Source organism: Paenibacillus sp. ALJ109b (genome assembly GCF_010747435.1).
In the GTDB taxonomy this organism is placed as follows: domain Bacteria; phylum Bacillota; class Bacilli; order Paenibacillales; family Paenibacillaceae; genus Paenibacillus; species Paenibacillus taichungensis.
In genome coordinates this window covers 26,481-51,776 of the sequence record NZ_JAAIFP010000016.1, presented here as the reverse complement: position 1 = coordinate 51,776, position 25,296 = coordinate 26,481, and the positions used below count along the sequence as shown (strand labels likewise).

The window sequence follows — 25,296 nt, the reverse complement described above, 5'->3', positions numbered from 1 at the left end:
TTAAATGGGAGAAAACGGTTGACAACGAATCATAAATCATTTATCTTTAAATTAAGATATTTAATTTGAATATAAATCAGACTCAAATAACAAATATCTTAATTCCGATTACGAGGAGAGATCAAGATGATGATTCCAACATTGACCAGAATAAATGAACTTTCAAGAAAAGCTAACGCGGCAGGGTTGACGGAGATGGAGAAAGCAGAACAAATTCGTCTGCGCCAGGAATATCTGCAAACCTTTCGCGGTTCGATCAACGATATTCTGCTGAATGTAACCATCTATGATCCGAACGGCGATGACGTCACTCCGGATAAACTGAAACAGGAACAGGCCCAACAAAATAATAACTGAATTAGCTCGGTTTAATATCTTAATATTAAGATAATATAAATGATCTATAAAACTAGGAGGAAATGATGATGACAATTCAAACTGCAGGTATTCACCATATTACAGCTTTTGCGGGAGATCCGCAGGCCAATGTCGACTTTTATGCTGGTGTCTTGGGACTTCGGCTTGTGAAAAAAACAATCAACTTCGATGCACCAGACGTTTACCATCTGTACTTTGGGGATGAGAACGGAAGCCCAGGTACCATTATCACATTCTTCCCATCAGCCGGATCACCGCGAGGCAAAATTGGTGGCGGTCAGGTTGGCATCACCTCGTATGTGATTCCACCTGGGACTATTGGCTTCTGGCAGGATCGGCTGGAGCAGTATAACATTGAGGTAACCAAAACAAGTCGTTTTAACGAAGAGCTGCTGCAATTCGAAGACAGCGAGGGCTTGCGTCTTGAACTGGTTGAACGTGAAGAGGGCCCAGCCAGCACCTGGGTGCATGAAGGCATTCCAGCGGATAAAGCCATCAAAGGATTTGGAGGTGCCGTGCTGTTCAGCGTCAATCCGCAGAGAACGATGGATGCGCTGGACAAAATACTCGGATTCACCAAAGTAGATGAGAATGAGGAGTATGTACGATTCCGGTCCGTCGGAGATATCGGCAATGTCGTGGATGTTCCTGTCACCCGGATGGCTTTGGGGGCAGGCGGAGCAGGGACGGTCCACCATATTGCGTGGCGTGCCAAAGATTTTGCAGAGCACGAGCAGTGGAGAGAAGCTGTACAACAGTACGGCTATCAACCAACCCCAGTTCGGGACCGTCAATATTTTAACGCAATCTATTTCAGAGAAGCGGGCGGAATCCTGTTCGAAATTGCTACTGATCCTCCTGGATTTGCGAAAGATGAGCCTGCGGAGTCGCTTGGACAGAAACTCATGCTGCCTGAGTGGTTTGAGCCATATCGCGCCCAAATCGAAGGCAATTTGCAGCCGATCCAGGTAAGAACGTTAGAGCCTTCGCATTCTATGGAGGCACGTTAAAGAAGAGGCAAGAACAGTAATCTTTTTTGATAAGAGTTTAACCAAAAGGGGCATTGAAGGATGATGGAGAAAAAGGTTACTTGGCTGGAGCTGTTCTATGATTTGCTTTTTGTAGCAGCGGTCTCCAAAGCGGGACATGTCCTGCTGCATGCCGAACACGGCGTGATTTCGTTTGAATATTTGATGAAATTTGTTTTGATTTTTATTCCTGTCTGGTGGGCATGGGTCGGTCAGACCCTATTTATTAACCGTTATGGTCAGGATATCTTCATCCATCGAGTCTTTCTTATCCTTCAACTCCTGTCCGTTCTGGTGATGACGGCGAGCCTCTCGGTTGATTTTGATCAATACTATCTTCCCTTCTTTGCGGGTTATATCGGTTCGAGGGCACTTACAGCCATTCAATATTTTATGATTCACAATTCCAAAAGCGAACATCAACAAAAAGCCGCCCGTTATCTGGGTGTATGCTTCATCATCGGCATATTGATCTCAACAGGTTCCCTGTTCTTTGATTCGTGGCTGCGATATGCGATTTTGTACGTGGGAATTGCCGTGGATATCATTCTCCCACTCATCGGACGCAAAAATCTGGTGAAGGTGCCGATACACACCCATCATTTATTGGAACGTTTCGCTCTGTTCACTCTCATCCTGCTTGGTGAGTCGGTCGTCAGTATCATTGCCGTGCTGCAAATGGATCATTGGGATGTACGATCTGTTCTGTTCGCGGCGTTTACATCCATATTCGTGATTGCGATGTGGTGGCAGTATTTTGATAATGTTGAGAAAAAGGTCAGCAAAGAGATTCAGACTGCCGGGCAAGCGATCATATACGGCCATCTGTTCATCTATATATCCATGAGCATGATTGCCGCTTCCATTCAACTGTTATACCTGAATGAACTCAATTATGGTTTCATGTTGGCCTTTGTATTTGGATCAGTTCTACTGTATTTTCTGTCCACCTCGCTGGTGTTCCACCGATACAGGCATGCTCATCTGCGGCTACGTCCACGTCACTTGGTGTTTATGCTGGGGATTATGGCCGCGTTTATCGTTGTGGATCTGATCTATCGGGTGCCTAATTATGCAATTGTGGGAGAGAACATGGTGTTCTTCCTTATCTACGCCAAATTAACGACCTAATGCATAGGTCACACAAGAATAAAAGTCACGGACGAATAACGTTCGTGGCTTTTTAAGTTCGATAATTGTAAAATCATGTCCACTGTGAGAAAAAACGTTTAACCTGATTTATTTTCTACTATAGAATCTGTTAATATGAGACTAGATACAAGTGAATCTACCAGATTAACGAATATACATAGTGATTCGTGGAGATGGAGATGACAATCAGGAGGGAAATCATTGAGCACACATCAAATCGGAGTTCCATTGGAAGGGTTTGCAGAGTTTAGCCGCACGGTTGCCGCTGAAGGCGCAGTGCTTTTGAAGAACGAAGGACAAGCGCTTCCAATTCAAAAAGACGAAAACGTTTCAGTGTTTGGACGGATTCAAGTCAACTATTATCGCAGTGGTACAGGCTCAGGCGGCAGTGTTCATGTGGCGTATACAACCAATTTGCTGGATGGTCTGCGTAGCAAAAAAGGACTTACAGTTAATGAAGAATTGGCAGCAGTCTATGAAAAATGGATTGAAGAAAACCCGTTTGATGACGGTGGAAAAGTATGGGCAGCAGAGCCTTGGAATCAGAAAGAAATGCCTTTAACGGACGAAGTGGTATCCCAAGCCAGAAGTAAATCCAGCAAAGCGATCGTGGTGATTGGACGAACAGCAGGCGAAGATCAGGATAATGTGGATGCACCAGGTAGCTACCGGTTGACGGAAGATGAGAAAGCGATGCTGAAGCAGGTCACGAATCATTTTGAACAAACGATCGTCGTATTGAATGTTTCGAACATCATGGACATGAGCTGGTTGAATGATCAAAGTTACGTTCATCCGATCCAAAGTGTCATTTACTCGTGGCATGGCGGTATGGAGGGTGGTAATGCGATCGCCGATGTACTAGCCGGAGACGTTACACCAAGTGGTAAATTAACCGATACGATTGCGTATTCCATTGAAGATTATCCTTCCACAAGTAATTACGGGAATGAGTTTAAGAACCTTTATCAAGAAGATATCTACGTAGGCTATCGTTATTTCGAAACGTTTCGACCTGAAAAAGTACAATTTGAATTTGGATACGGCTTGTCCTATACCACATTCACAACCAAGGCTGAAGACGCAAAATTGATCTCTCAAGACGGAGAAAACAGCATTAAGGTGAATGTAACCGTAACCAATACGGGCACGACCTATGCCGGTAAAGAAGTAGTGCAGATCTATTATGAAGCCCCACAAGGTCAATTGGGGAAACCTGCAAAAGCTTTGGTGGCATTCGGTAAAACGAATCTGCTTCAGCCGGGTGAGTCTCAGCGTCTGACTGTGAGCTTCCCTGTAGATTCCATGGCTTCCTATGATGATGCTGGCGTAACAGGACATGCATCGGCTTATGTACTTGAGGCAGGAACATATCGTTTGTACGTGGGAACCAGTGTCAAAAATGTGGAACATGTCAGCATTGATGGCCAAGATGGGTACGTCGTAGAAACGATTCAACTCGTGGAACAGCTCCAGGAGGCAATGGCACCGACTGAAGGCTTTACGAGAATGAAGCCGGGAGCGCGCAAAGATGATGGATCTTACGAGCTGATCTTTGCAGATGTACCGACGCGCCAAGTATCCATGGCTGAACGAATTGAACAGTGCTTGCCGCAAACGTTGGAGCAAACCGGCAATCAGGGCTACAAGCTGAGAGATGTGAAGGATGGCAAAGTCAGCCTGGAAGCGTTTATCGCCCAATTAAGTGATCAGGATCTGGCAGCCATCGTAAGAGGCGAAGGTATGAGCAGCCCACTCGTTACATCGGGCACAGCTTCTGCATTTGGCGGCGTGAGTGACAGTCTGTTCAATTACGGAATCCCTGTTGCATGTACTGCAGATGGCCCATCCGGTATTCGTATGGATAGCGGGGAGAAGGCTACACAAGTTTCTATTGGAACTTTGCTGGCAGCAACATGGAATGCAGAACTCGTCGAAGAGCTGTATGTGATGGAAGGCCAGGAATTGCTGAGAAATCAGGTGGATGCACTACTCGGGCCTGGATTGAATATTCGTCGTAGTCCGATGAACGGACGTAACTTTGAGTATTTCTCTGAAGATCCGCTGATTTCCGGTGTATTTGCTGCTGCATGTACAAAAGGAATCATGAAGGGTGGCTCTAATGCTACGCTGAAACATTTCGCCTGCAACAATCAGGAGAAACATCGCAGTAAAGTGGATGCCGTTGTATCTGAACGTGCATTGCGTGAGATCTATCTGAAAGGGTTCGAAATTGCCGTAAAAGAAGGCGGTGCGAACTCAATCATGACTTCCTACAATCCGATTAATGGACATTGGGCAGCTTCGAACTATGATCTGAACACGACCATTCTTCGTGGAGAGTGGGGCTTCCAAGGTATCGTGATGACCGACTGGTGGGCTATTATGAACGATGGCGTTGAAGGTGGACCAGCAGATCGGAAAAACACGAATTGGATGGTTCGCGCTCAAAATGACCTGTATATGGTTGTCCCTAACTATGGTGCAGAAATCAACGGCTGGGATGACAACACGATCGAATCTCTGGAAAATGGGACGTTGACACGTGGCGAGCTTCAGCGTTCGGCCATGAATATTTGTGAGTTCATCATGAATGCACCTGTCTTCTCCAGAAAACATGAGATTGTAGAGAATGTCGCTTCATTCCAAGCGAATGCTTCACTTTCCTCAGAGCAGGCACAAGTGCTGGCTGATAATGCACAGGTCAAACCCGTTGTGGGCGAACCTGTCTACATGAAAGTGGATGAAGCAGGTCAATATCGGATTATTGTACAGATCATGTCTCCTGAGCCGGAACTGGCTCAAAGTGCATGTAATGTGATTCTCAATGATCAATTGATGACAACCATTCAAACCAATGGTACTGAAGGTAAATGGATCAGACAGAAGCTTGTTAAAGTGGAGTTGGAAGCAGGCTTGTACGAATTGAAGCTGGACTTCACCAAACCAGGTCTGCAGATCGACTGGATCGAATTCAAACAAGTGTAACGCAGGATCATCTGATCTGTTGTAACTGAACATGACGACTGTTATGATTGTGTTATGAGATCCGGAATTTCTGAACAATCTGGTCAGGAGTGTTGCGAAGGATGAGAAGGTATAATTTTTGGAGTCCCATTCTGCTGATTGCGGTTGCGCTGATTGTCAGAGGCCTGGTTACGAATCTGGGCGTTCTGTTCGGCATGTCGCATGATGCAGCAAGTAATATCGCAATTGTTGCCATGTTGATTGCTGCACTGATCATGTTTAATCGAATGACAAAGGCAAAGCGAAAATGAACATATAATATTCGATATCGATCAAGAGAGAGAGGCACCCTTAGGGGTGTCTTTTTTGTGTATTGACGTTTCATTCATAACGTCTTAGACTGTTTATGAATAAAACAATAACATTTTTATGATAACGAAAATAACAAATGTGATTACTACAATGGCTAACCCATCATTTTCCGAAAGGAGACCCATTCATGAAGGTTATGGCGGCATGGTTTGCAGGCAAGCATGAAAAGGAAATTGATGTGGTGAGCAGGATGTGGGGACAGCAGGAGGGTTCGTGGATCGTTCCGCTGAGATTGGTAGAGTCTTCGTGGAACAGGGATCGAATTGCAATCAGAAAGCTGACTTTCAACGACAGATGAACATAATTAAGGACCGCTGGAGATGCTGTGCTCTGTCGGTCCTTTATGGCATTTGACGGAAAGCGGACAGAGAACCGGCATGAGAGGAGAGGAATCCAGTAAATACAACCGATTGGGTGAAGGCAGCAGCCCAGGTCGTGCCATCAGAACGTCAGCTGAAATGGCAGGAGATGGAGTTCTATGCATTTATTCATTTTACCATGAATACGTTCACAAATCAGGAGTGGGGAGCGGGGGATGAAGATCCCGTTATCTTTAACCCTTCTCATCTGAGTGCCCGGCAATGGGTTCAGGCGTGCCAATCGCCGGTATGACCGGATTAATCCTCACATGCAAGCATCATGACGGGTTTTGTTTATGGCCAAGCCAGTACACGAATCATACGGTAGCCGCCAGCCCTTGGCGAAATGGTGCGGGTGATCTGGTGAAAGAGGTTGCCGATGCCTGCCGTGAAGGCGGGTTGAAGTTCGGTATCTATCTGTCTCCTTGGGACCGTCATGAAGCATCCTACGGAGATTCAGAGCGATACAACGAATTTTTCAATAATCAGTTGCGTGAGCTGTTAACCCAATATGGTGAACTTTTCTGCGTCTGGTTCGACGGAGCATGCGGAGAGGGGCCGAATGGGAAAAGGCAGGTCTACGATTGGGATTCTTATTATGCGGTAATCCGGGAGTTGCAGCCAGAGGCTGTAATCTCGGTATGTGGACCAGATGTTCGCTGGTGCGGCAATGAGGCAGGTCATACCCGGACTTCGGAATGGAGCGTCGTACCTGCCCACTTGCAAGATAATGAGAAGATCCAGGAGCAATCGCAGCAGGTGGATGATGGTGAGTTTGCCAGCAGAATTAATACACAGATGCCGATTTGGGGAGTCGGGAAGTGCTCCGGCAGCATGAGGGCAAGCTCATCTGGTATCCCGCAGAAGTGAACACATCCATCCGTCCAGGTTGGTTCTATCATGCAAGCGAGGACGTTCAAGTCAAATCGCTGGATGAACTGCTTAGCATCTATGATGGAACGGTTGGGGGCAACGCCAATTTTCTACTGAACCTTCCACCAGATCGACGCGGCCTTATTCACGAACAGGATGTGGAGCGGCTGCAGCAGCTTGGAGACTTTTTGCGCAGTACTTATCGGCAAAGTTTGGCTGTTGGGGCGAGCATTCGCGCATCGGATACCATGGGTCAAGAACATGCCGCTACCCAGGTATTGCGTGAGGAATCGGATACTTTTTGGTGCCCATCTGAAGGAACTGAACTGGCTTGGCTGGAGGTAGAACTGCCGGAGGAAACGCGGTTCGACCGAGTCGTTCTCATGGAGCATATCCGTTTAGGTCAGCGAATTGAACGCTTTACGCTGGAGGCAAAGGAAGAGAGTGGTGATTGGCAGGAGCTGTATCGCGGTACGATTGTTGGTCACAAACGAATCTGTAGTTTCGAACCTTTTACTGCCAAATCCATTCGTCTGGCCATTCATGAATCCAGATGTATCCAACGTTATCCTGGCTGGGTGTATATCTGAGCAAACAAGAGGTGCATGAAGCGGGTGATTGAGCAGTAACATTTGTAGATAAGCCGATTTTGGATTCATCCCATGGAAAATAGAGTAGCAAACGATTATTGGTAATTGTATGATCTTATGGAAAAAGGTATACGTAAGGTAGCTACACACCAGCAGGAGAGGATGAGAGGATATGAAAGTAGGACTCAGCACATACAGTCTGCAACAGGCACTGGATGCCAAAGAATTGACTGTACCTGATGCCATCCGTTACATCGCCGAGCAGGGCGGAGAACATGTGGAGATTGTTCCGATCGGGTACAGCCTGATCGACCAGCCGGAATTAATTGACCAGATTCGAGAGGCTGCGCAAGACGTGGGAATTGATATTTCCAATTACGCAATAGGTGCTAACTTCGTTACAGGAGAAGGCCCGGATGCACTTGAAAATGAGATTGCTACTGTCATGAAGCATGTAGATGTCGCTGCCGCACTTGGCGTTACGAGAATGCGCCATGATGTTGCGTTTCGTCCTGCACAGGAAGGTACTGTCGCCCAGTTTGAGGCCGATCTGCCTGTTCTGGTGAAGGCCTGTCAGCGAATTGCTGATTACGCTGCGAGTCACGGCATTACCACAAGTGTGGAGAATCATGGTTACTATGTGCAGTCCAGTGAGCGTGTCCGGCGACTGGTGCATGAGACGGCACGTGAAAACTTCAGGACAACGCTAGATATCGGCAATTTCCTGTGTGTGGATGAAGATCCGGTTAGCGCTGTGAAAAACAACATTCCTTATGCATCCATGGTGCACGCCAAAGATTTCTATCGGAGACCTTCCTATCGCAATCCCGGAGAGGGCTGGTTCCAGACCGCACACGGCAATTACCTGCGCGGAGCGATTGTGGGCCATGGGGATATCGACATGCCGGAAGTATTCCGTGTGTTGAAGCAATCCGGTTATGACGGATATATCTCTGTGGAATTCGAAGGTATGGAAAATTGCAAAACAGCATCCCGAATCGCGATGGATAACGTCCGCCGCTTCTGGGAGGAAGCATAAACTGCTACTGCTGCACCACTATATAAGTGGAATCAATTTTTATATGTAAGGCTGAAGTAACAGAGGGGAAGTTTGGAACTGCAGGAGCGGTAGCGCCCGCCTTTGTCTGCGGATTTCAACTGTTGAGAGCAGTTGATACAAGAAATCTGTAGACAACAGCGGCCGAAAGTCCAAACATTCACCGTAGTTACGTTAAGCCGATTATCATATGTTTTGAATCAACTGATATGACCATCATTCAACAGATTATGGAGGGAAAATCCATGTCCAAACTTAAAATTGCCGTTATCGGTGCAGGATCAATTTCCGATTTTCATTTACAAGCGTATGACAGCAATCCCGAAGTTGAAATATACGCCATATGCGACCTGAATGAAGCACGTGCCCAGGAAGCGGCGAAAAAATATAACGCTACCCATGTATTCACGGATTATAAAGAGCTCCTGGCATTACCTGAAATCCATTCGGTCAGCATCTGTACCTGGAATGATACACATGCCGAGATCAGCATTGCTGCACTGGATGCGGGTAAAAACGTACTTTGCGAGAAGCCGCTCTGTCAGACGGTAGAAGATGCGTTGGATGTGGAGAAGGCTGTTCACCGCAGTGGAAAGCTGCTTCAAGTTGGGTTTGTACGCCGCTATAGCGACAATGCGCAGATCCTGAAGAAGTTCATTGATGAAGGCGAGCTGGGAGAGATCTATTATGCCAAGGCATCCTGTCTGCGGCGTTTGGGCAATCCGGGCGGATGGTTTGCAGATGTGGAACGTTCTGGCGGCGGCCCGTTGATCGATATTGGCGTTCATATTATTGATATCTCCTGGTACCTGATGGGCAAACCGAAGGTGAAAACCGTGTCTGCGAATGTCTCCAATCGATTGGGTAACCGTGCGAATATCCGCAATTTGTCATTCTACCAGGCTGCGGATTATGATGCGAACAAAAACACCGTGGAGGATATGGCCAACGCACTGATTCGTTTCGAGAACGGGGCAAGCCTGCTGGTGGATGTAAGTTTCACACTGCACGCGAAGCAGGATGAAACTTCGGTCAGACTCTATGGCGATAAAGGTGGAGCAGAACTGGAACCGGAAATTTCACTGATTGGTGAGAAATTCGATACCATTTTGAACATGACGCCACAGGTGGATTTCAAATCCCTTGATTTCGCAGGTTCTTTCCGTAATGAAGTCAATCATTTTATCGACAGTACCCAAGGACGCAAAGAGACACTAAGCCCCGTTGAGGATGGCGTTGAAATCATGAAAATCCTTTGTGCCATCTACGAGTCCGCACGAGAAGGACGCGAAATTTCACTTTAAAAAGGTGTATTGCAATCTTAAGATGGCACCGCAATCAAAGTGACGAGGCTTAACATGTCTTTATTAGTTGAAACTGAACGTTTAAGCCAAAACGGAGAGTGCAGAACCAATCTGAAGAATGCACTGCTATCGAAATGACTGGGCTTAATATGTCTTTCTTAGTTGAACGAAACATTTACACGATAACGGAGAGGGCAAAACAAATCTGAAGAAGCGAAGCGCTCGCCTTTATCCCCGGATTTTCCCCTTAGGAAAGGGAATCAAAAAAATCTGGGGATAACAGCGATCGGAAGATTGTTTTGACCGCGCAGTGGTCCAGTGCAATGCTATTTATTCAGCGTATGACATCCAATCCAAAGGAGATGAACGGGATGAGCGAAACCAAAGATACGGTGCTGGAACAGGAAGAGCAGGTTGTCGAAGCCGGGGTGCATAACTTTAGCAAAGAAGAGGAATGGGTGAAGCCTGAAGATCCATTGCTGAATGAACGCCTGGAGTGGTTCAAGGATCAGAAGCTGGGGCTGATGATGCATTGGGGGCCCTATTCTCAGCTTGGACTCGTGGAGTCATGGGCGTTAAGTGACGAGGATGGCGATTGGTCACGCAATGATATCGACTGGACTGACGACATGGAGCATTTCAAGCAGGAATACTTTGATCTCAACAAAACCTTCAATCCCATTCGCTTTCAGCCTGAAGAGTGGGCACAGATGGCCGCTGATAACGGGTTCAAATATTTCCTGTTCACCACCAAACATCATGATGGTTTCTGCATGTGGGATACACATACCACCGATTATCGCATCACGGGCAAGGATACTCCTTTTCACACCCATAAGTATGCGGATATTTGCCGGGCGCTTTTTGATGCTTTTCGTGCCAAGGGGCTCGGCATCTCGGCTTATTTCTCCAAAGCGGACTGGCATACGCCGTATTACTGGACACCTGGCATGGAGCGGGGAAGCCATATGTGGCGTGGACCATCCTATGATCCGAAAGCGTATCCATGGCTGTGGGAGAAATTCGTGGAATTCACGCATGAGCAAATTATGGAGTTGCTGACCAACTACGGACGAATCGAATGTCTATGGCTGGATGCAGGCTGGGTACGTGAAGGCCGCCACGGTCAGGATATCCGATTGGGCGAAGTGGTGGAGCGGGCACGTCAGACAACTCAGCCGTGGCTCCTCGCAGCAGATCGCACAGTAGGCGGACCGTATGAAAATATCGTAACTCCGGAACAGACCATCCCTGAGCATCAAATGAATATTCCTTGGGAGAGCTGTATCACGGTGGGCAATTCCTTTGCGTTTGGATATGATGATCAGTACAAGTCAGCAAGACAGCTAGCGCATATTCTGCTTGAGGTAGTATCCAAGGGTGGTAATTTGGCGCTGAATGTGGGACCACAACCGGACGGGCGTCTTCCCAAAGGGGCAGTACGAAGTATTAAAGCCCTCGGAGAATGGATCGGTACTCACGGTGAGGGCATCTATGGCACGCGAATTTGCGGACCATACTTCACAGGAGATTGGGCCTTTACACGTAAGGAAGATCTCAACGTATCGTATGCCTTCCGTTTGTATAGAAACGAGAACGAAGCAGTACAATCACAGGTAGTCATTCCATATGTGGAAAAGGTGGAGCGAATTGAACTCGTCGGCACAGACGATGTGCTGTCATTTCAACGGACGGAAGATGGACTTGTTGTAGAGTTGCCACAAGCGGCAGTTACGGAAGTAGCACCTATCACGCTGACGTTCAGATTGTTCACAAACCAATAAACCTACACTTCAAATCCCGGGGGGCGTAGAGAAAAGGAGTGAACGGGTAGGGGTCGAAAATTGTATAGAGCATTCCGTCCATCATGAAGGCTCACCAGGAATGAAAAATCAAATACCGATTTAACGGGAGGGTATGGCATGAAATTAACAAACAAGATTGGCGTGATCGTGGATAGCTTCGGTGTAGGTGTACGTGAAGGATTAAGCAAAGCGAAGGACGTAGGTGCAGAAGGCGTACAGATCTATGCAGTCCATGGAGAGATGGACCCCGAAAATCTCTCTCCGGCAGCTCGCAGGGAGTTAAGAAGTTATATCGATTCTCTTGGTCTTGAAATTTCTGCCCTGGTTGGCGATTTGGGCGGTCACGGGTTCCAGGTCAAGGAAGATAATCCGTGGAAAGTAGAGAAGTCCAAACGCATCGTGGATCTTGCTCTGGATCTAGGTACAAATATCGTCACAACACATATCGGTATTGTTCCGCACGATCCTTCCTCCGAAGTGTATGCCACACTGCATGCCGCATGTGAGGAACTGGGCCAATACGCCAAAAGCGCAGGAGCCTACTTCGCGATTGAGACGGGACCGGAAACGGCAGCAGACCTGAAAGGGTTTTTGGATACCCTGTCGACTAACGGGGTTTCGGTGAATTTTGACCCGGCGAACATGGTGATGGTTACCGGAGATGACCCTGCACGAGGTGTTCATCTGCTCAAGGATTATATTGTGCATACCCATGTGAAAGATGGTGTGCGCCTGAAGGAAGTAGACCCGAGGGACGTATACGGTGCAGTGGGATATGCCCCTATGGATCATGAGAAAATTGCCGAAATGGTCTCTTCCGGAACGTTCTTCCGTGAGGTACCGCTGGGCGAGGGCAGTGTGGATTTTGACGCATACTTTGCAGCCCTTCGGGATATTGGCTACAAAGGTTATCTGACGATTGAACGCGAGGTAGGCGACCAGCCGGAACAGGACATTCGCAAAGCGGTTAAATTTATCCAACAATACCGATAGGGAGCTGAGCAGATGAAAGTGGGCCTGAGTACGTATAGCTTGTTGAACGATCTGAATTCGGGTGAAATGACGGTTCTGGATATCATCGACTGGATTGCTGCAAATGGTGGCGAGCATATGGAGATGGTTCCGTATGGTTACACCGTGGAGGGCAATCCTGATCTCGCCGACGCCATTCGGGAGCGGGCAACTTCTGCGGGTATTGAGCTGTCCAACTATTCGATGCCTGCGAATTTCGTGCAGGAGACGGAAGAAGCTTTTGAAGAAGAGATAGCTCGGGTCAAAAGACATGTCGATGTTGTACACCGGATGGGTGTAAAGCATATGCGTCATGACGTAACGGCGTTTACTTTGCCTAAGGAGAAAATGACTATTGCCTGGTTTGAGGAAAATCTGCCGCTAATGGTGAAGGGAAGCCAGATCATTGCTGATTATGCTGCACAGTTTGGCATTACAACAACCATTGAGAATCACGGCTTCAGTGTGCAGGCCAGTGACCGTGTGCAGCGTGTGCTTCATGCCGTAGATCGTCCCAACTTCAAAACGACACTCGATATCGGCAACTTCATGTGCGTGGATGAGAATCCGATTATCGGGGTCATGAAAAATCTGCCGTACGCTTCTCTGGTTCACTTCAAGGACTTTTATTTCCGCCCTTATGATGAGCATCCGGGTGAAGGGGAATGGTTCACAACCGCTTACGGCAACTTCCTGCGTGGTGCCATTGTGGGACAAGGGGATATTCCAATCCGCAAAATTGTGAGGCTGATTAAAGACTCCGGTTATGATGGTAACATTACGATTGAGTTTGAGGGCATGGAGGAATGCAAATCTGCTTCCAAAATCGCCATGAGCAACCTGCGCCGCTTCTGGGAAGAGGCTTAACGCAATCATTTAGTTTTACATCGTGGGGCCACTTTAAGGAAGTGGCTCTTTTTTGCACTTCTTATGTTGGATAATATAGTCGTCTTCGTGTTAAATAAGTCATTATTCAGGGGTGCCCAGTCCCGTGATTATGATAAAGTATAATAAAGCGAAGCGCTTTCATATTTTCTGATCAAGAAAATTATAAATAATATCAATAGAAATGGAGAATGTAGATGACGAACTTATCACTCGAAATTCAAAATGCGGACGGTGTGGTGCTCGAAACGCGGACGGACAGTGAACAAGTAAATCTTGTGTACAGACAGGCCTATGGATCAGGGGACAGCATCGTTCTAAGAAGCTCTGATGTAAACGTATATCTGATCATCCAGCTGGAGGATTCCATGAATCCGGCTTTCGTTTATTTAACAGGTGAGGAGTATCGTTATGTCATTCCTTTTGAAGAGAAACGAGTGTCTTATTCACCAAAGTCATTTACGGGTGACAGGCATGTTCTAAGTGCTCGGTTGGCTACACGAGAAGAGATTGAGGCATATAAAAATGTAGCGCTGAATCCGTATGATCAGCATGGAAACGAAAGCTGTTTTCCCCATGCTTCCGCCAACGTGGAGACCCGTGGAGAGTCTGTATTTGCAGCACGTAACGCCATCAATGGCAACAGCGCCAATGATTCACATGGCGAGTGGCCATACGAATCTTGGGGGATCAACCAGCGGGCTGATGCTGCCATTACAGTCAACTTTGGACGCAAGGTGACTATCGACAAAGTAGTCCTGACCTTGCGTGCAGATTTTCCCCACGATAACTTCTGGGAGCGGGTTACTCTTAACTTTTCCGATGGCAGCTCCGAGCAGGTCAGTTTGATCCAAACTCATAAACCACAAGCGATCGCAATTCAGTCGAAGGACGTGGAATGGGTAACGTTAAGCGAACTGATCAAGTCGTCAGATCCCTCTCCATTCCCGGCATTAAGTCAGTTCGAGGTGTTTGGTCGCGAAGCCTAATTTCATTAACATTAATTGGTTCTCGATAAGGATTAAGTTACGATCATCACAAGTATGGTATAATGGATCTATTCAGCCTGGAAAATGACTGGCTATGGATAGGGGAGATCACTGATCTATGCAGGTATTCGAGGACTGGAACCAGAAAGTGAAGAAAACGTTTAATGCTACGAATCCCGAGGTTGTATTGACGGTATCTGAAGCAGGGAGTTTGCTCGGTCTGACCAAAGATCAGATGAAACTTTATGTAGACAAGAATAAACTAACTAAGGTCCCGATCATGAGAAGTGTTCACCGATACCTCTTGTTGAAAAGTGAAATAGATAGCATCGTAAAAACGCGCTAACCTCATAGGATCGACCGCAGCCATTTAACCGACAGGATTCGGGAGAGTGGTTTTTTTTTGCGAAGACACCGAGGATAAAATAAGGATTACAGGACAATCCTACCAATGGATGAACTTTGGGACCCAGTACCGCTGGGAGTTAAATGAAGTGTGGTCAGTGCCTCTTTGGAGAGGGGAACTTGTTCTTAGAGGAGCTTTTGGAAATACCTTCTTGTCAATGGACAACCTATTCGTATATACTCATGTCGCAAGTGACAGGAATGGTTCAATTACATGATATCAAGGAGATGAAGCACGAATGGCGATTAGCTTGAATGTGTATCTTGTAACGGATGGTAACGGACGTGAAGCAGTGGAATTTTATAAAAAGGCATTTGGAGCGGAAGTGCTGGCTCTCCAGACATTTGGCGATGGTCCTTCCAACCCAGACCACCCCGTACCTCCCGAAGCGAAAGACCGTATCATGCATGCTTCCTTGCAGATTGGAAGTTCTGTATTGATGTTATCCGATACATTCCCTGGCATGCCTTATATTGTGGGTAATCATGTGAATGTCACGGTGAACACAGATACTGCCGATGAAGCCAAAGCAATTTTCAACCAGCTGCAAGACGGTGGCGAAGTGAAAATGCCGATCCAGGAAACATTTTGGAGTCCAGCCTACGGTATGGTTATCGATAAATTTGGCGTTCAGTTCCAGATCAGCTGTGTTGCAGCCAACCATCAGTAAATTGCCAGATAGTGTCTCTGCCATATAGGTAAAGCAAAAAAACCTTCAAGACATGAGTACCATGTCTGGAGGTTTTTTTGTGACTTTTATTCTTTCTGAATCTTGGAAGGATTGTTGATTTTGTAGGGAACAGGGTTCTTGGTCAGCTTTTTCTTGATAATCTTTGCTTCAAAAGTAAGCACATCGCCAACCTCAAGCTCCTGCTTCTTGATCGTGGCACTGTGGCTGGACCAGGCTTCGCCAACGTCAATAACCTCGGGCTCGGTGATCGTAACGGCTTCATAGATAATGACTTCATCATCATTGTCGGAGAAGTGGTTCGGCACGGTCGTAAATTCCTTCACAACAGCGGACATTTTCACTTTGCCCTCCGGCAGTTCAATCTTGAACGATTTAGCTTTACCTGCGGTTTTTGCCTTTGGTTTAGCAGCACTGCTTGTTGCGTTAGCCGGTCCAACATACTCTTCCACCAGACCATCAGGGTCGCCTCTTAGTTCGGAGGAGGTATCATCGTCATCCGTGTCCACATCCAGTTCGGAATCAAAGTCACTCATACCGGATGGAATCTTATCCGAATAGGCAGCAACAGGATCTTGTGCAGCATCAGAGCTAGGGATCTCTTCTAAGTTGGTTGTAACGACTGGTTCATTAGATTTGTCTTTTGCCGTGCCTGCTCCAACCGAACTTTTTACATTATAGCTGGACGCCTGCATTTCTTTCAGATAAGACGGATGAATACAGTGTTTCTGATCATTGTCCAATTGAATGACTGCTGCCATATGATCGACAAAGCCAATGATGGTGCAAGGCATATTCAGCCCATTTCCTTTATAATAGAACGTTTTGACCTTCGTTGCTTTTTCCGAAAGCAAGCCCCATTCCTGGCACTTCTCAATCAACTCGTCTTCGTTCTCCAAAGCGGTATAATACTGCGGTTCGATCATAAAAGCATATGCCATAACGAATTTCCGCCTTTCCCATCAGTTCTTCATGTTCATCGTTGCCAAATTACACTCAGTGTATCACAAAAGTGGACTCTTCGATGAGGAATATAAAAGCGCCTGCGTAGGCGCCTATGGTATAATTTTCGATAGACAACGGGTGGGCATTACCATAATGAAGTCATAAACAAAAACCCACCGTTAAACAGGTTGAACGCCTGCGGTGGGATTTGCTCTGCATCTGAACAGACGCGCGCCGTGAGAGGATTTTACCTCTCCATGTTGTCTATTCTTATGTTACCATAGCCATTTTATACAGGCAAATGAGTGACTGTTCCTACATTAAAGTTAATATTTTTTTTATAAATATCTTCAAGGAGGATGATCTCCATGGGCACAAAAGTGAATCCTCAAACTCTATGGCTTGGGGTGGGTATTGCCATTGGAACGAGTATTGGTGTGGCAACAAACCAGATCGCCCTGGGGGTTGCCTTTGGTGTGGCATTGGGCGTCGTGGTTGGATCTGTCGTTAGCAAACGTGCAGGCTCGGGGCTGGATGATATGCTGAGTGAACATGTCAAGGAATTGTATAAGCAGGAGGAATGGGAAGAGGTGCTTGAGCGGTCTCAGGATCATCCGGTGCTGCTGCTGAAACACAGTACAACTTGTCCAATCAGTGCGAGAGCATACAGGGAGTTTATGGCGTTTGTGGGCTCAAATGCATCAGATCCCGCGCAGAAGATGGAGTATCGGATCGTCAAAGTCATCGAAAGCCGCTCGCTTTCCCGCCGCATTGCGGAAGATACCGAGGTTCACCATGAATCACCTCAAGTCCTGCTTCTGGACGGCGGCCAAGTTATTCAACATACGTCACACGGGAAAATTACCCGGAAGAGACTGCTGCAATGGGCCCAGAATCCGTTTGGATAAAGGGCACCCAATATACATAGACCCGTTTCCTTCAGCTGATCGCTGAGGGGAACGGGTCTTTTTTACGCTTTTTTTACACCCTGGCGGGTATTTCTTTACCCCCTTTTTACAGCGTTTCGTATTACGATTTCATATGTAGAAGGTTGCAAGAACGGTAGAGAGAGGGAGGGAGCACATGGTGAATGATGCCACGATAATTGGGCTGGTTGTGCTGTTGTTTGTGGTGTTCTGGGGATTTGTGAAATTTTGTGAGAAAGCATGAATTTATAGGGCATGAAAGGGGAGAAGCCGTATGATCGTCATCGGCATGATTGTGCTCGCACTGGTAGTTTATCTAGGTTACGTGCTAGTGAGGCCGGAGAAATTCTGATGGTCGCTTGGGGCACGTAACCAGAAGCATTCGGATCGTCGATTTTAGGGAGGAAATGCGGATATGAGTAGCGGTTTATTACAAGTGGCGGTGACGCTGCTGATCATCATACTGCTGGTGAAGCCAGTGGGGAGTTATCTGGTGAAGGTGTTTGACGGCAAACGAACAGGACTGGATCGGATATTTGGCGGGCCTGAGCGATTGCTATATCGATTGATGGGGGTGAAGGAGAACGAGTCGATGGGTTGGAAAAAGTACCTGTCAGCCGTGCTCATCTCAAACTTCGTCATGCTGTTATTGATGTTTCTGGTGCTGCGGCTGCAAAAGTATTTGCCGCTCAACCCGGATGGCATCGGCAATATGCCTGCCGCACAGGCCTTTAATACAGCTGCATCGTTCATGACCAACACGAACTGGCAGTCTTACACGGGCGAGAACGCCCTGTCGTATCTATCACAGATGCTGGCAGTGACGTTTCCAATGTTCACCTCAGCCGCTACCGGATTCGCGGTTGCTATTGCATTCATTCGCGGCCTGGTGGGCCGACGGGATGAACTGGGGAACTTTTACGTCGACGTGGTACGGTCGATTACGAGAATCTTTTTGCCGCTGAGCTTCATTGTGGCGTTGTTCCTCGTATTCCAGGGTGTGCCGCAGACACTGGCGGGAGCGGTGAACGCGACCACGCTGGATGGTGCGCAGCAGACGATTAGCCGCGGGCTGGTCGCTTCGCTGGAGTCGATCAAACACTTGGGTACCAATGGCGGAGGCTGGTTCGGAACCAATGCAGCGCATCCATTTGAGAACCCCACGGCATTGTCGAACCTGGTGCATATCGTCTGCATGATGCTGCTTCCTACTGCGCTGGTTTATGCCTTCGGCATCATGGTGAACAACCGGAAGCAGGGCTGGACGCTGTTTGCAGCCATGAGCTTACTTTTCCTCGTGATGCTGACCACCGTATTTGTTTCGGAATATCGCGGTGTGCCAGCGCTGGATGCCGTGGGAATCCAAGGTAATATGGAAGGCAAGGAAGTCAGGTTTGGGGTATCCGAATCGGCGCTTTTCACAGCGGTGACTACAGCAGCCACAACCGGGTCGGTGAACAATATGCATGAGTCGCTCACCCCGCTTGGTGGCATGGTTGCACTGGCCGAGATGATGCTCAACAACGTATTCGGCGGTAAAGGGGTAGGTTTGCTCAACGGATTGCTTTATGTGATTCTGGCTGTGTTTATTTGTGGGTTGATGGTTGGGAGGACCCCTGAATTTCTGGGTAAAAAAATTGAGGGTAAGGAAGTGAAGCTCGCATCTATCGCGCTGCTTGTTCATCCTTTGATTATTCTGGCTCCGACCGCGCTGGCGCTTATGCGTCCTGAATCTGTTGCTTCTATTTCGAATTCAGGCATGCATGGTCTGACCGAGGTGCTATATGCCTTTGCATCCGGGGCTGCCAATAATGGATCGGCGTTTGCCGGACTGAATGCCAACACGGACTTTTACAACATCGCCATTGGTGTGGTGATGCTGCTTGGAAGATACATTTCCATGATCGCGATGCTCGCCATTGCCGGATCACTAGCCACCAAACGGGTGGTTCCCGTAACAACGGGTACACTGCGTACACACACGCCTCTTTTTGCAGGTATTCTGGTGATGATGATTGTGGTCGTTGGGGCGTTGACGTTCTTCCCATCACTGGCGCTTGGACCGATTGCAGAACATTTGGCGATGATTCGATGATGAACGGTACGGTGATCGGATATGGGAATAGGAGCAAGGACGTAAAGTGCGGAGGTGGATTATCACAATGAATGTTGTAGAACGAAAGAAGGAGCAGACGGTGGAAGGATTAGACAGAGGCATCATTAGAACCCAGGTTAAAGGAACGAGAGGTTCGGGGACGGATCCCGGTACGCCCAAAAGAAGCAAAACATTAAGTCGGGACATTCTGCTCCAGGCATCTCTGGATGCCTTCAAGAAGCTGAACCCGGTCGTCATGATCAAAAATCCGGTGATGTTTATCGTCGAAGTCGGCACACTCATCACATTGCTGTTATGTATCAATCCGGATCTCTTTGTTGCATCCGAGGCAGGACGAGGGTACAACATCGCGGTGTTTCTCATCCTGTTGTTCACGTTGCTGTTTGCCAACTTTGCTGAAGCACTGGCAGAGGGACGGGGCAAAGCTCAGGCAGATACGCTGCGCAAGACGAAATCGGACACCACTGCGAAGCTGGTGCAGAAAGACGGAACCATCAAGCAAGTGTCTTCGACCCAGTTGAAAAAAGGAGATATCGTCCGTGTAGAAGCAGGCGAACTGATTCCCACGGACGGTGAGATTATTGAAGGGCTGGCCTCTATCGACGAGTCCGCCATTACCGGGGAGTCGGCTCCCGTAATCAAGGAGGCGGGCGGTGACTTCTCCTCCGTTACTGGAGGTACGCGGGTTACTTCCGACTATATCGTGATGCGGGTGCAGACCGATCCGGGGGAGTCGTTCCTCGACCGAATGATCTCACTCGTTGAAGGCGCACAGCGCCAGAAAACGCCGAATGAAATTGCGCTGACCACACTGCTCGCCGTGTTGACGCTGATATTCCTGATCGTCATCATGACCATGGTGCCAATGGCGAATTATTTGGGCATCCGGCTCGATCTGGCTACCCTTATCGCATTGCTTGTCTGTCTGATTCCGACGACGATCGGCGGGCTGTTATCTGCGATCGGTATTGCGGGCATGGACCGTGTCACGCAGTTCAACGTACTCGCCATGTCGGGTAAAGCGGTGGAAGCGGCAGGCGATATTGACACGCTAATCCTGGACAAAACCGGAACAATTACGTACGGCAACCGCATGGCCTCGGAGTTTATTCCCGTTCAGGGCGTATCTGCACAGGAGATGACTCGGGCTGCGCTGCAAGCTTCCGTGGTGGATGAGACACCAGAGGGACGCTCGGTCGTCGAATTGGCTGTTAAGCAGGGGGAGAACTGGGCGGAGACAGAATATGCAGATGCAGAACATGTGAACTTCACCGCAGAGACCCGCATGTCGGGTCTGAATCTAAGCGGTGGGAAGCAGATTCGCAAAGGTGCGGTGGATGCAATCAAACGCCATATTTCCTCCCGTGGAGGACGGATACCCGGCGATTTGGACGATATAGCTAACCGAATTGCAAAGGCTGGGGGTACACCGCTTGCTGTTGCGATTGATGACCAGATTTATGGTGTGATCTATCTGAAAGATACAGTGAAACCAGGGCTGAAAGAGAAGTTTGCGGAGATGCGAGCCATGGGTATCAAGACGATCATGTGTACAGGGGATAACCCCCTGACAGCGGCGACCATTGCGCTGGAAGCGGGTGTGGATGATTTTATTGCTGAAGCCAAGCCGGAAGACAAGATTACTGCGATCAAAAAAGAGCAGCAGGAGGGCAAGCTCGTCGCCATGACCGGCGACGGCACGAATGATGCTCCTGCTCTGGCGCAGGCTGATGTTGGCCTTGCGATGAATTCGGGCACCATGGCAGCTAAGGAAGCGGCCAACATGATCGATCTGGATTCGGACCCGACTAAGCTGTTGTCGGTGGTCTCCATTGGCAAACAGCTGCTCATTACCCGCGGCGCACTGACGACCTTTTCGATATCCAATGATATTGCCAAGTATTTCGCCATCATCCCGGCCATGTTTATTCTAGCCATGCCGCAGCTTCAGGCACTCAATATTATGAATCTCGCTTCACCGCAGTCTGCAATTCTGTCAGCGCTGATCTTCAATGCCATCATTATCCCGCTGCTAATCCCAATCGCCATGCGGGGTGTGAAGTATCGGGCCATGTCCGCGGAGCGGCTGCTTGGACGGAATGTGTTCATCTATGGCGTGGGCGGTGTAATCGTACCGTTTATCGGAATTAAGCTGATTGATCTGGTACTGTCGGGGCTTCATCTGGTATGAGGTTTTAACTCTAGATTTGAATAACATTTACACGAAAACGTAGAGGGCAGAACAAAACTGGAGAAGCGTAGCGTTCGCCTTTATCCCCGGATTTTATCCCTTGGGAAAGGGAATCAAAAAAATCTGGGGATAACAGCGATCGAAAGGTTGTTCTGACCGCGAAGTGGTCTAGTGTAGAGTCATTTGTTAAATTTAACTAATAATAAATTCAGGATGTGATTCATATGAAACAGGTACTGCCCGCCATTCGGTTGTCTATCGTACTTATGCTGATTTGCGGTATGATCTACCCGCTGGTTACAACTGGAGTGGCACAGCTGCTCTTCTCGAATCAGGCCAACGGCAGTCTGATCACAACTGACGGGAAAACCATCGGTTCGTCGCTGCTGGCGCAGGAAGTGAAATCGCCGGGGCTGTTCCAGCCCCGGGCATCGAATGCCAATTATGATGGAACCGCTTCGGCAGGTTCCAATCGCGCCGTGGCCTCGGAGGCGTATATTGTTGAAATGAAGGAAAAGGTGGCTCAGCTCAAGCAAGAGAATCCGGGTTTGCAGCAAATTCCTGCAGATCTTGTGACGGGTTCCGGTTCTGGTCTTGACCCGGATCTGTCACCGGAAGCGGCAAAAGCACAGATTCCCCGGATTAGCCAGGCAACGGGTCTTGGTGAGCAAGAGCTTGCCAAGATCGTGGAGGAACATACACAAGGGCGACAGCTGGGCATTTTCGGTGAGCCGCGTGTGAATGTGACCGCTTTGAATCTGGCGTTAACGGCTGAGCTGAAATAACAGGCATTTTATTGGGTAGATCCACGGGAATGCAGCTTCCCTTGGTTGTTCGTATCAGGCCTTCTTCCGAGCTTCGGAAGGGGCTTTCTCCATTTTAAAGTAAAGGTTATGTTGGGGGAGTGAGCAGGATGGAAGACAGCTTCAAGCGGAAGTCCCCGGAAGACATCTTGAAGATGATCACGAAGCTGCAGCAGGGAACCTTGAAGATATATATCGGTCCGGTCAGCGGTTCGGGCAAAACGTATCATATGCTTAGGGAAGGAAACACATTGCGTCAGCAGGGGATTGATGTGGTTATCTGCGCTGTGTCGACCATGCAAAGACCGGAGACCGTGGAGCAGCTCGGCGAGTTGGAGCGGATTCCAAGCATTCATTGGTCTCGCTGGAAGGATGGCATGGAGATGAAGGACCTGAATCTGGATGCCCTGCTGGCACGTAATCCGGAGGTCGTGCTCGTTGATGGGCTTGCTCATAGAAACCGAAAAGGGGCACGTCATGCAACCCGACTGGAAGACATTCAGTATTTGCTGCGGCACAACATCAGTGTCATTACAACGGTGAATGTGTATGAGCTGGAGGGATATACGGAGCTTGCACGCCAGCTAACGGGAATTGCAGCTGAGCATACCGTGCCTGCCGATACCCTTGAACTGGCCGATGAAGTGAAGCTGATCGATGTAACTCCTGAAACCGTATTAAGCCGTCTTGCCGAGGGACATCTTCGGGGACATGAAGGTGAAGCGGTGTTTCGGCATGGCAATTTGGGCATTTTGCGTGAACTGGCTCTTCGACTTGTTGCGGAAGGGGTCAACGAATCACTGCGTGAGCACCGGGAAGAGATGGGAATTACGGTTACGACAGGCATTATGGAACGCATTTTGGTATCCACCCAATATCACTGGAACGGGTCCATCTATATTCGGCGGGGACAGCAGATTGCGAAGAGATTAAACGGAGATCTGCATGCCGTGACCTTTCGCAATATGAAGCAGCCACTAACCAAGGAAGCTACTGTTTTTCGTCGCAACATGATCAAACTGGTGGAGAAATTCGGAGGGCAGTTTGAGGAATTGCCTGTGTTACACCGCCGTAACATCCCATCTACACTTGCACGCTACGCAGTCCAGCATCAGATTACCCGCATTGTTATGGGACACTCACGACACAGTCGCTGGCAGGAGCTGTGGCGGGGATCATTTGTTAACTCCTTACTGCGCAGGATGCGGGGTGTCGATCTGTTTCTGCTCGCGGATCGGGCACAGCATGAGGGCGAGCGGGTACTTCCGACCCGATTGCCAGATACAGAGACTCCAACATATCGCAGGTTGAGTGAGCAGGAGGTGAAGGCACAGATTGGTCAGATTCGGCGTGGTAAGTTCAAGGTATACATCGGTGCTGCGCCAGGTGTGGGAAAAACTTATATGATGCTCCGGGAAGGCAATGATCTGCTCCGCAAAGGCATCGATGTACGGATTGGTCTGCTGGAGACGCATAATCGGGTGGAGACGGTGGAACAGATCGGCCAATTATCCATCATTCCACGAGAGCAGCGGATGTACCAAGGGGTGCAGCTCGAGGAAATGGACACTGATGCCATTCTTCGTCTATGTCCTGAAGTGGTATTGGTGGATGAGCTCGCGCATACGAATGTCCCGGGAAGCACGCGGCAAAAGCGTTACGAAGATGTGCAGATCCTGTTGGATGCGGGCATCTCTGTCATCACTACCGTGAATGTACAGCATCTGGAAAGTCTGAACGATGCGGTGGAACATATTACGGGAATTAGAGTCCGAGAGACCGTGCCGGATCAGATTTTGCAAACGGCAGATGAGGTCCAGCTTATCGATGTGGCCCCCCAAGCCTTGCGGCAACGCATGCGGGAGGGTAAAATCTATGCAGCAGCCAAGGTGGAACAAGCGCTTGGTCATTTTTTTCGCATTGGTAATCTGATTGCCTTACGGGAACTTGCCCTGCGGGAATTGGCCGATGATGTGGATGAACGCCTCGAATCACAGGAGCGCAAAAGTGCACTTCGCGGTCCCTGGCGCAGACAGGAGGCGGTCTTTGTCTGCGTAAGCAGTGATGAGCATGCGGAGCGGCTGATCCGCCGCGGATTCCGAACAGCCTACCGGTTAAAGGCGGTCTGGCATGTGCACCATGTTCATGTAGGTCAAGTCATGAATGACGAAGTGAAATGCCAGTTGGATGAGCTGGAACAGCTGACCGTTCGACTGGGCGGCAAATTTCATATTCATCATAGCCAGAGTCTGCGAGATGTACCAGGTATTTTGGCGGGTAAAGCTTCTGAAGAAAAAGCGACGCAGTTGGTGGTTGGTCAAGCGAAACGGGTCTGGTGGCTGAACGGCTATCGTGGAAAGGGAACGGTGGTCAGCAGGCTGGTGCGGTTATCCAGACATATGGACGTATTGATCGTTGCGGACTACGATTATGATCTGAGCGGGATGTGAG

General features: G+C 48.5%; 24 protein-coding genes. 23 read left to right on the top strand and 1 reads right to left on the bottom strand.

What is annotated here, in order from left to right:
• The first annotated feature begins 129 nt into the window (after positions 1-129).
• The 17 genes from G3352_RS17385 (at position 130) to G3352_RS17315 (ending at position 15,846) form a co-directional block, all read left to right on the top strand.
• Positions 130-357, top strand: a complete 228-nt coding sequence (locus tag G3352_RS17385) for a DUF896 domain-containing protein (RefSeq protein ID WP_063566529.1) — start codon at positions 130-132, stop codon at positions 355-357.
• A 68-nt stretch (positions 358-425) separates the two neighbouring features.
• A complete protein-coding gene (locus G3352_RS17380) occupies positions 426-1,388 on the top strand; it encodes a ring-cleaving dioxygenase (RefSeq protein ID WP_163758329.1) in 963 nt (320 codons plus the stop codon).
• Positions 1,389-1,448: 60 nt separating this feature from the next.
• The gene (locus tag G3352_RS17375; RefSeq protein WP_163758327.1) at positions 1,449-2,537 is read left to right on the top strand and encodes a low temperature requirement protein A; all 1,089 of its coding nucleotides are present in this window, start codon (positions 1,449-1,451) and stop codon (positions 2,535-2,537) included.
• Positions 2,538-2,759: 222 nt separating this feature from the next.
• A complete protein-coding gene (locus tag G3352_RS17370; RefSeq protein WP_163758326.1) occupies positions 2,760-5,546 on the top strand; it encodes a glycoside hydrolase family 3 C-terminal domain-containing protein in 2,787 nt (928 codons plus the stop codon).
• A 101-nt stretch (positions 5,547-5,647) separates the two neighbouring features.
• On the top strand, positions 5,648-5,836 hold the full coding sequence (locus tag G3352_RS17365) for a hypothetical protein (protein WP_024629467.1): 189 nt from the start codon (positions 5,648-5,650) through the stop codon (positions 5,834-5,836).
• A 188-nt stretch (positions 5,837-6,024) separates the two neighbouring features.
• The gene (locus G3352_RS17360) at positions 6,025-6,195 is read left to right on the top strand and encodes a hypothetical protein (protein WP_163758324.1); all 171 of its coding nucleotides are present in this window, start codon (positions 6,025-6,027) and stop codon (positions 6,193-6,195) included.
• A gap of 116 nt (positions 6,196-6,311) precedes the next feature.
• Positions 6,312-6,509, top strand: coding sequence for a hypothetical protein (locus G3352_RS31605; RefSeq protein WP_345940774.1), 198 nt, complete (start codon positions 6,312-6,314; stop codon positions 6,507-6,509).
• The gene (locus tag G3352_RS31600) at positions 6,506-7,126 is read left to right on the top strand and encodes an alpha-L-fucosidase (RefSeq protein WP_345940773.1); all 621 of its coding nucleotides are present in this window, start codon (positions 6,506-6,508) and stop codon (positions 7,124-7,126) included. Before G3352_RS31605 ends, G3352_RS31600 begins: the two co-directional genes overlap by 4 nt.
• The gene (locus tag G3352_RS31595; protein WP_345940772.1) at positions 7,123-7,719 is read left to right on the top strand and encodes a discoidin domain-containing protein; all 597 of its coding nucleotides are present in this window, start codon (positions 7,123-7,125) and stop codon (positions 7,717-7,719) included. Before G3352_RS31600 ends, G3352_RS31595 begins: the two co-directional genes overlap by 4 nt.
• A 172-nt stretch (positions 7,720-7,891) precedes the next feature.
• Entirely contained in the window at positions 7,892-8,758 is an 867-nt protein-coding gene (locus tag G3352_RS17350; RefSeq protein WP_163758322.1) for a sugar phosphate isomerase/epimerase family protein, read from the top strand.
• Positions 8,759-9,021: 263 nt separating this feature from the next.
• Positions 9,022-10,080 carry a Gfo/Idh/MocA family protein gene (locus tag G3352_RS17345; RefSeq protein WP_163758320.1) on the top strand — a complete coding sequence of 353 codons (1,059 nt, stop codon included), beginning with the start codon at positions 9,022-9,024 and terminating at the stop codon, positions 10,078-10,080.
• A 371-nt stretch (positions 10,081-10,451) separates the two neighbouring features.
• Positions 10,452-11,864 carry an alpha-L-fucosidase gene (locus G3352_RS17340; RefSeq protein WP_163758318.1) on the top strand — a complete coding sequence of 471 codons (1,413 nt, stop codon included), beginning with the start codon at positions 10,452-10,454 and terminating at the stop codon, positions 11,862-11,864.
• 138 nt (positions 11,865-12,002) lie between these two features.
• Entirely contained in the window at positions 12,003-12,878 is an 876-nt protein-coding gene (locus G3352_RS17335; protein WP_163758316.1) for a sugar phosphate isomerase/epimerase family protein, read from the top strand.
• A gap of 12 nt (positions 12,879-12,890) precedes the next feature.
• Positions 12,891-13,763 carry a sugar phosphate isomerase/epimerase family protein gene (locus G3352_RS17330; protein WP_163758314.1) on the top strand — a complete coding sequence of 291 codons (873 nt, stop codon included), beginning with the start codon at positions 12,891-12,893 and terminating at the stop codon, positions 13,761-13,763.
• Positions 13,764-13,978: 215 nt separating this feature from the next.
• Positions 13,979-14,770 carry a carbohydrate-binding protein gene (locus tag G3352_RS17325; RefSeq protein WP_163758312.1) on the top strand — a complete coding sequence of 264 codons (792 nt, stop codon included), beginning with the start codon at positions 13,979-13,981 and terminating at the stop codon, positions 14,768-14,770.
• A 118-nt stretch (positions 14,771-14,888) separates the two neighbouring features.
• Positions 14,889-15,116, top strand: coding sequence for a hypothetical protein (locus tag G3352_RS17320; RefSeq protein WP_053782996.1), 228 nt, complete (start codon positions 14,889-14,891; stop codon positions 15,114-15,116).
• Positions 15,117-15,414: 298 nt separating this feature from the next.
• On the top strand, positions 15,415-15,846 hold the full coding sequence (locus G3352_RS17315; RefSeq protein ID WP_076291950.1) for a VOC family protein: 432 nt from the start codon (positions 15,415-15,417) through the stop codon (positions 15,844-15,846).
• An 86-nt stretch (positions 15,847-15,932) separates the two neighbouring features.
• Here the strand turns inward: G3352_RS17315 and G3352_RS17310 are convergent, their stop codons facing one another.
• A complete protein-coding gene (locus G3352_RS17310) occupies positions 15,933-16,805 on the bottom strand; it encodes a hypothetical protein (RefSeq protein ID WP_163758310.1) in 873 nt (290 codons plus the stop codon).
• A gap of 372 nt (positions 16,806-17,177) precedes the next feature.
• Here G3352_RS17310 and ytxJ point away from each other — a divergent pair, with 372 nt between their 5' ends.
• From ytxJ to G3352_RS17280, 6 genes are all read left to right on the top strand, one after another.
• Positions 17,178-17,717 (top strand): bacillithiol system redox-active protein YtxJ, encoded by a 540-nt coding sequence (gene ytxJ, locus G3352_RS17305; protein ID WP_240343124.1) that lies wholly within the window; start codon positions 17,178-17,180, stop codon positions 17,715-17,717.
• A gap of 292 nt (positions 17,718-18,009) precedes the next feature.
• Positions 18,010-18,087, top strand: a complete 78-nt coding sequence (locus G3352_RS31705; RefSeq protein WP_072735816.1) for a potassium-transporting ATPase subunit F — start codon at positions 18,010-18,012, stop codon at positions 18,085-18,087.
• Positions 18,088-18,150: 63 nt separating this feature from the next.
• Positions 18,151-19,830: a potassium-transporting ATPase subunit KdpA gene (gene kdpA / locus G3352_RS17295; protein ID WP_090955342.1), complete on the top strand. Its 1,680-nt coding sequence runs from the start codon at positions 18,151-18,153 to the stop codon at positions 19,828-19,830.
• Positions 19,831-19,897: 67 nt separating this feature from the next.
• Positions 19,898-22,042 (top strand): potassium-transporting ATPase subunit KdpB, encoded by a 2,145-nt coding sequence (gene kdpB / locus G3352_RS17290; protein ID WP_205524917.1) that lies wholly within the window; start codon positions 19,898-19,900, stop codon positions 22,040-22,042.
• Between the two features lie 224 nt (positions 22,043-22,266).
• Entirely contained in the window at positions 22,267-22,827 is a 561-nt protein-coding gene (kdpC, locus tag G3352_RS17285) for a potassium-transporting ATPase subunit KdpC (protein WP_163758307.1), read from the top strand.
• Between the two features lie 128 nt (positions 22,828-22,955).
• A complete protein-coding gene (locus G3352_RS17280; protein ID WP_163758305.1) occupies positions 22,956-25,295 on the top strand; it encodes a histidine kinase in 2,340 nt (779 codons plus the stop codon).
• Position 25,296 lies beyond the last annotated feature (1 nt).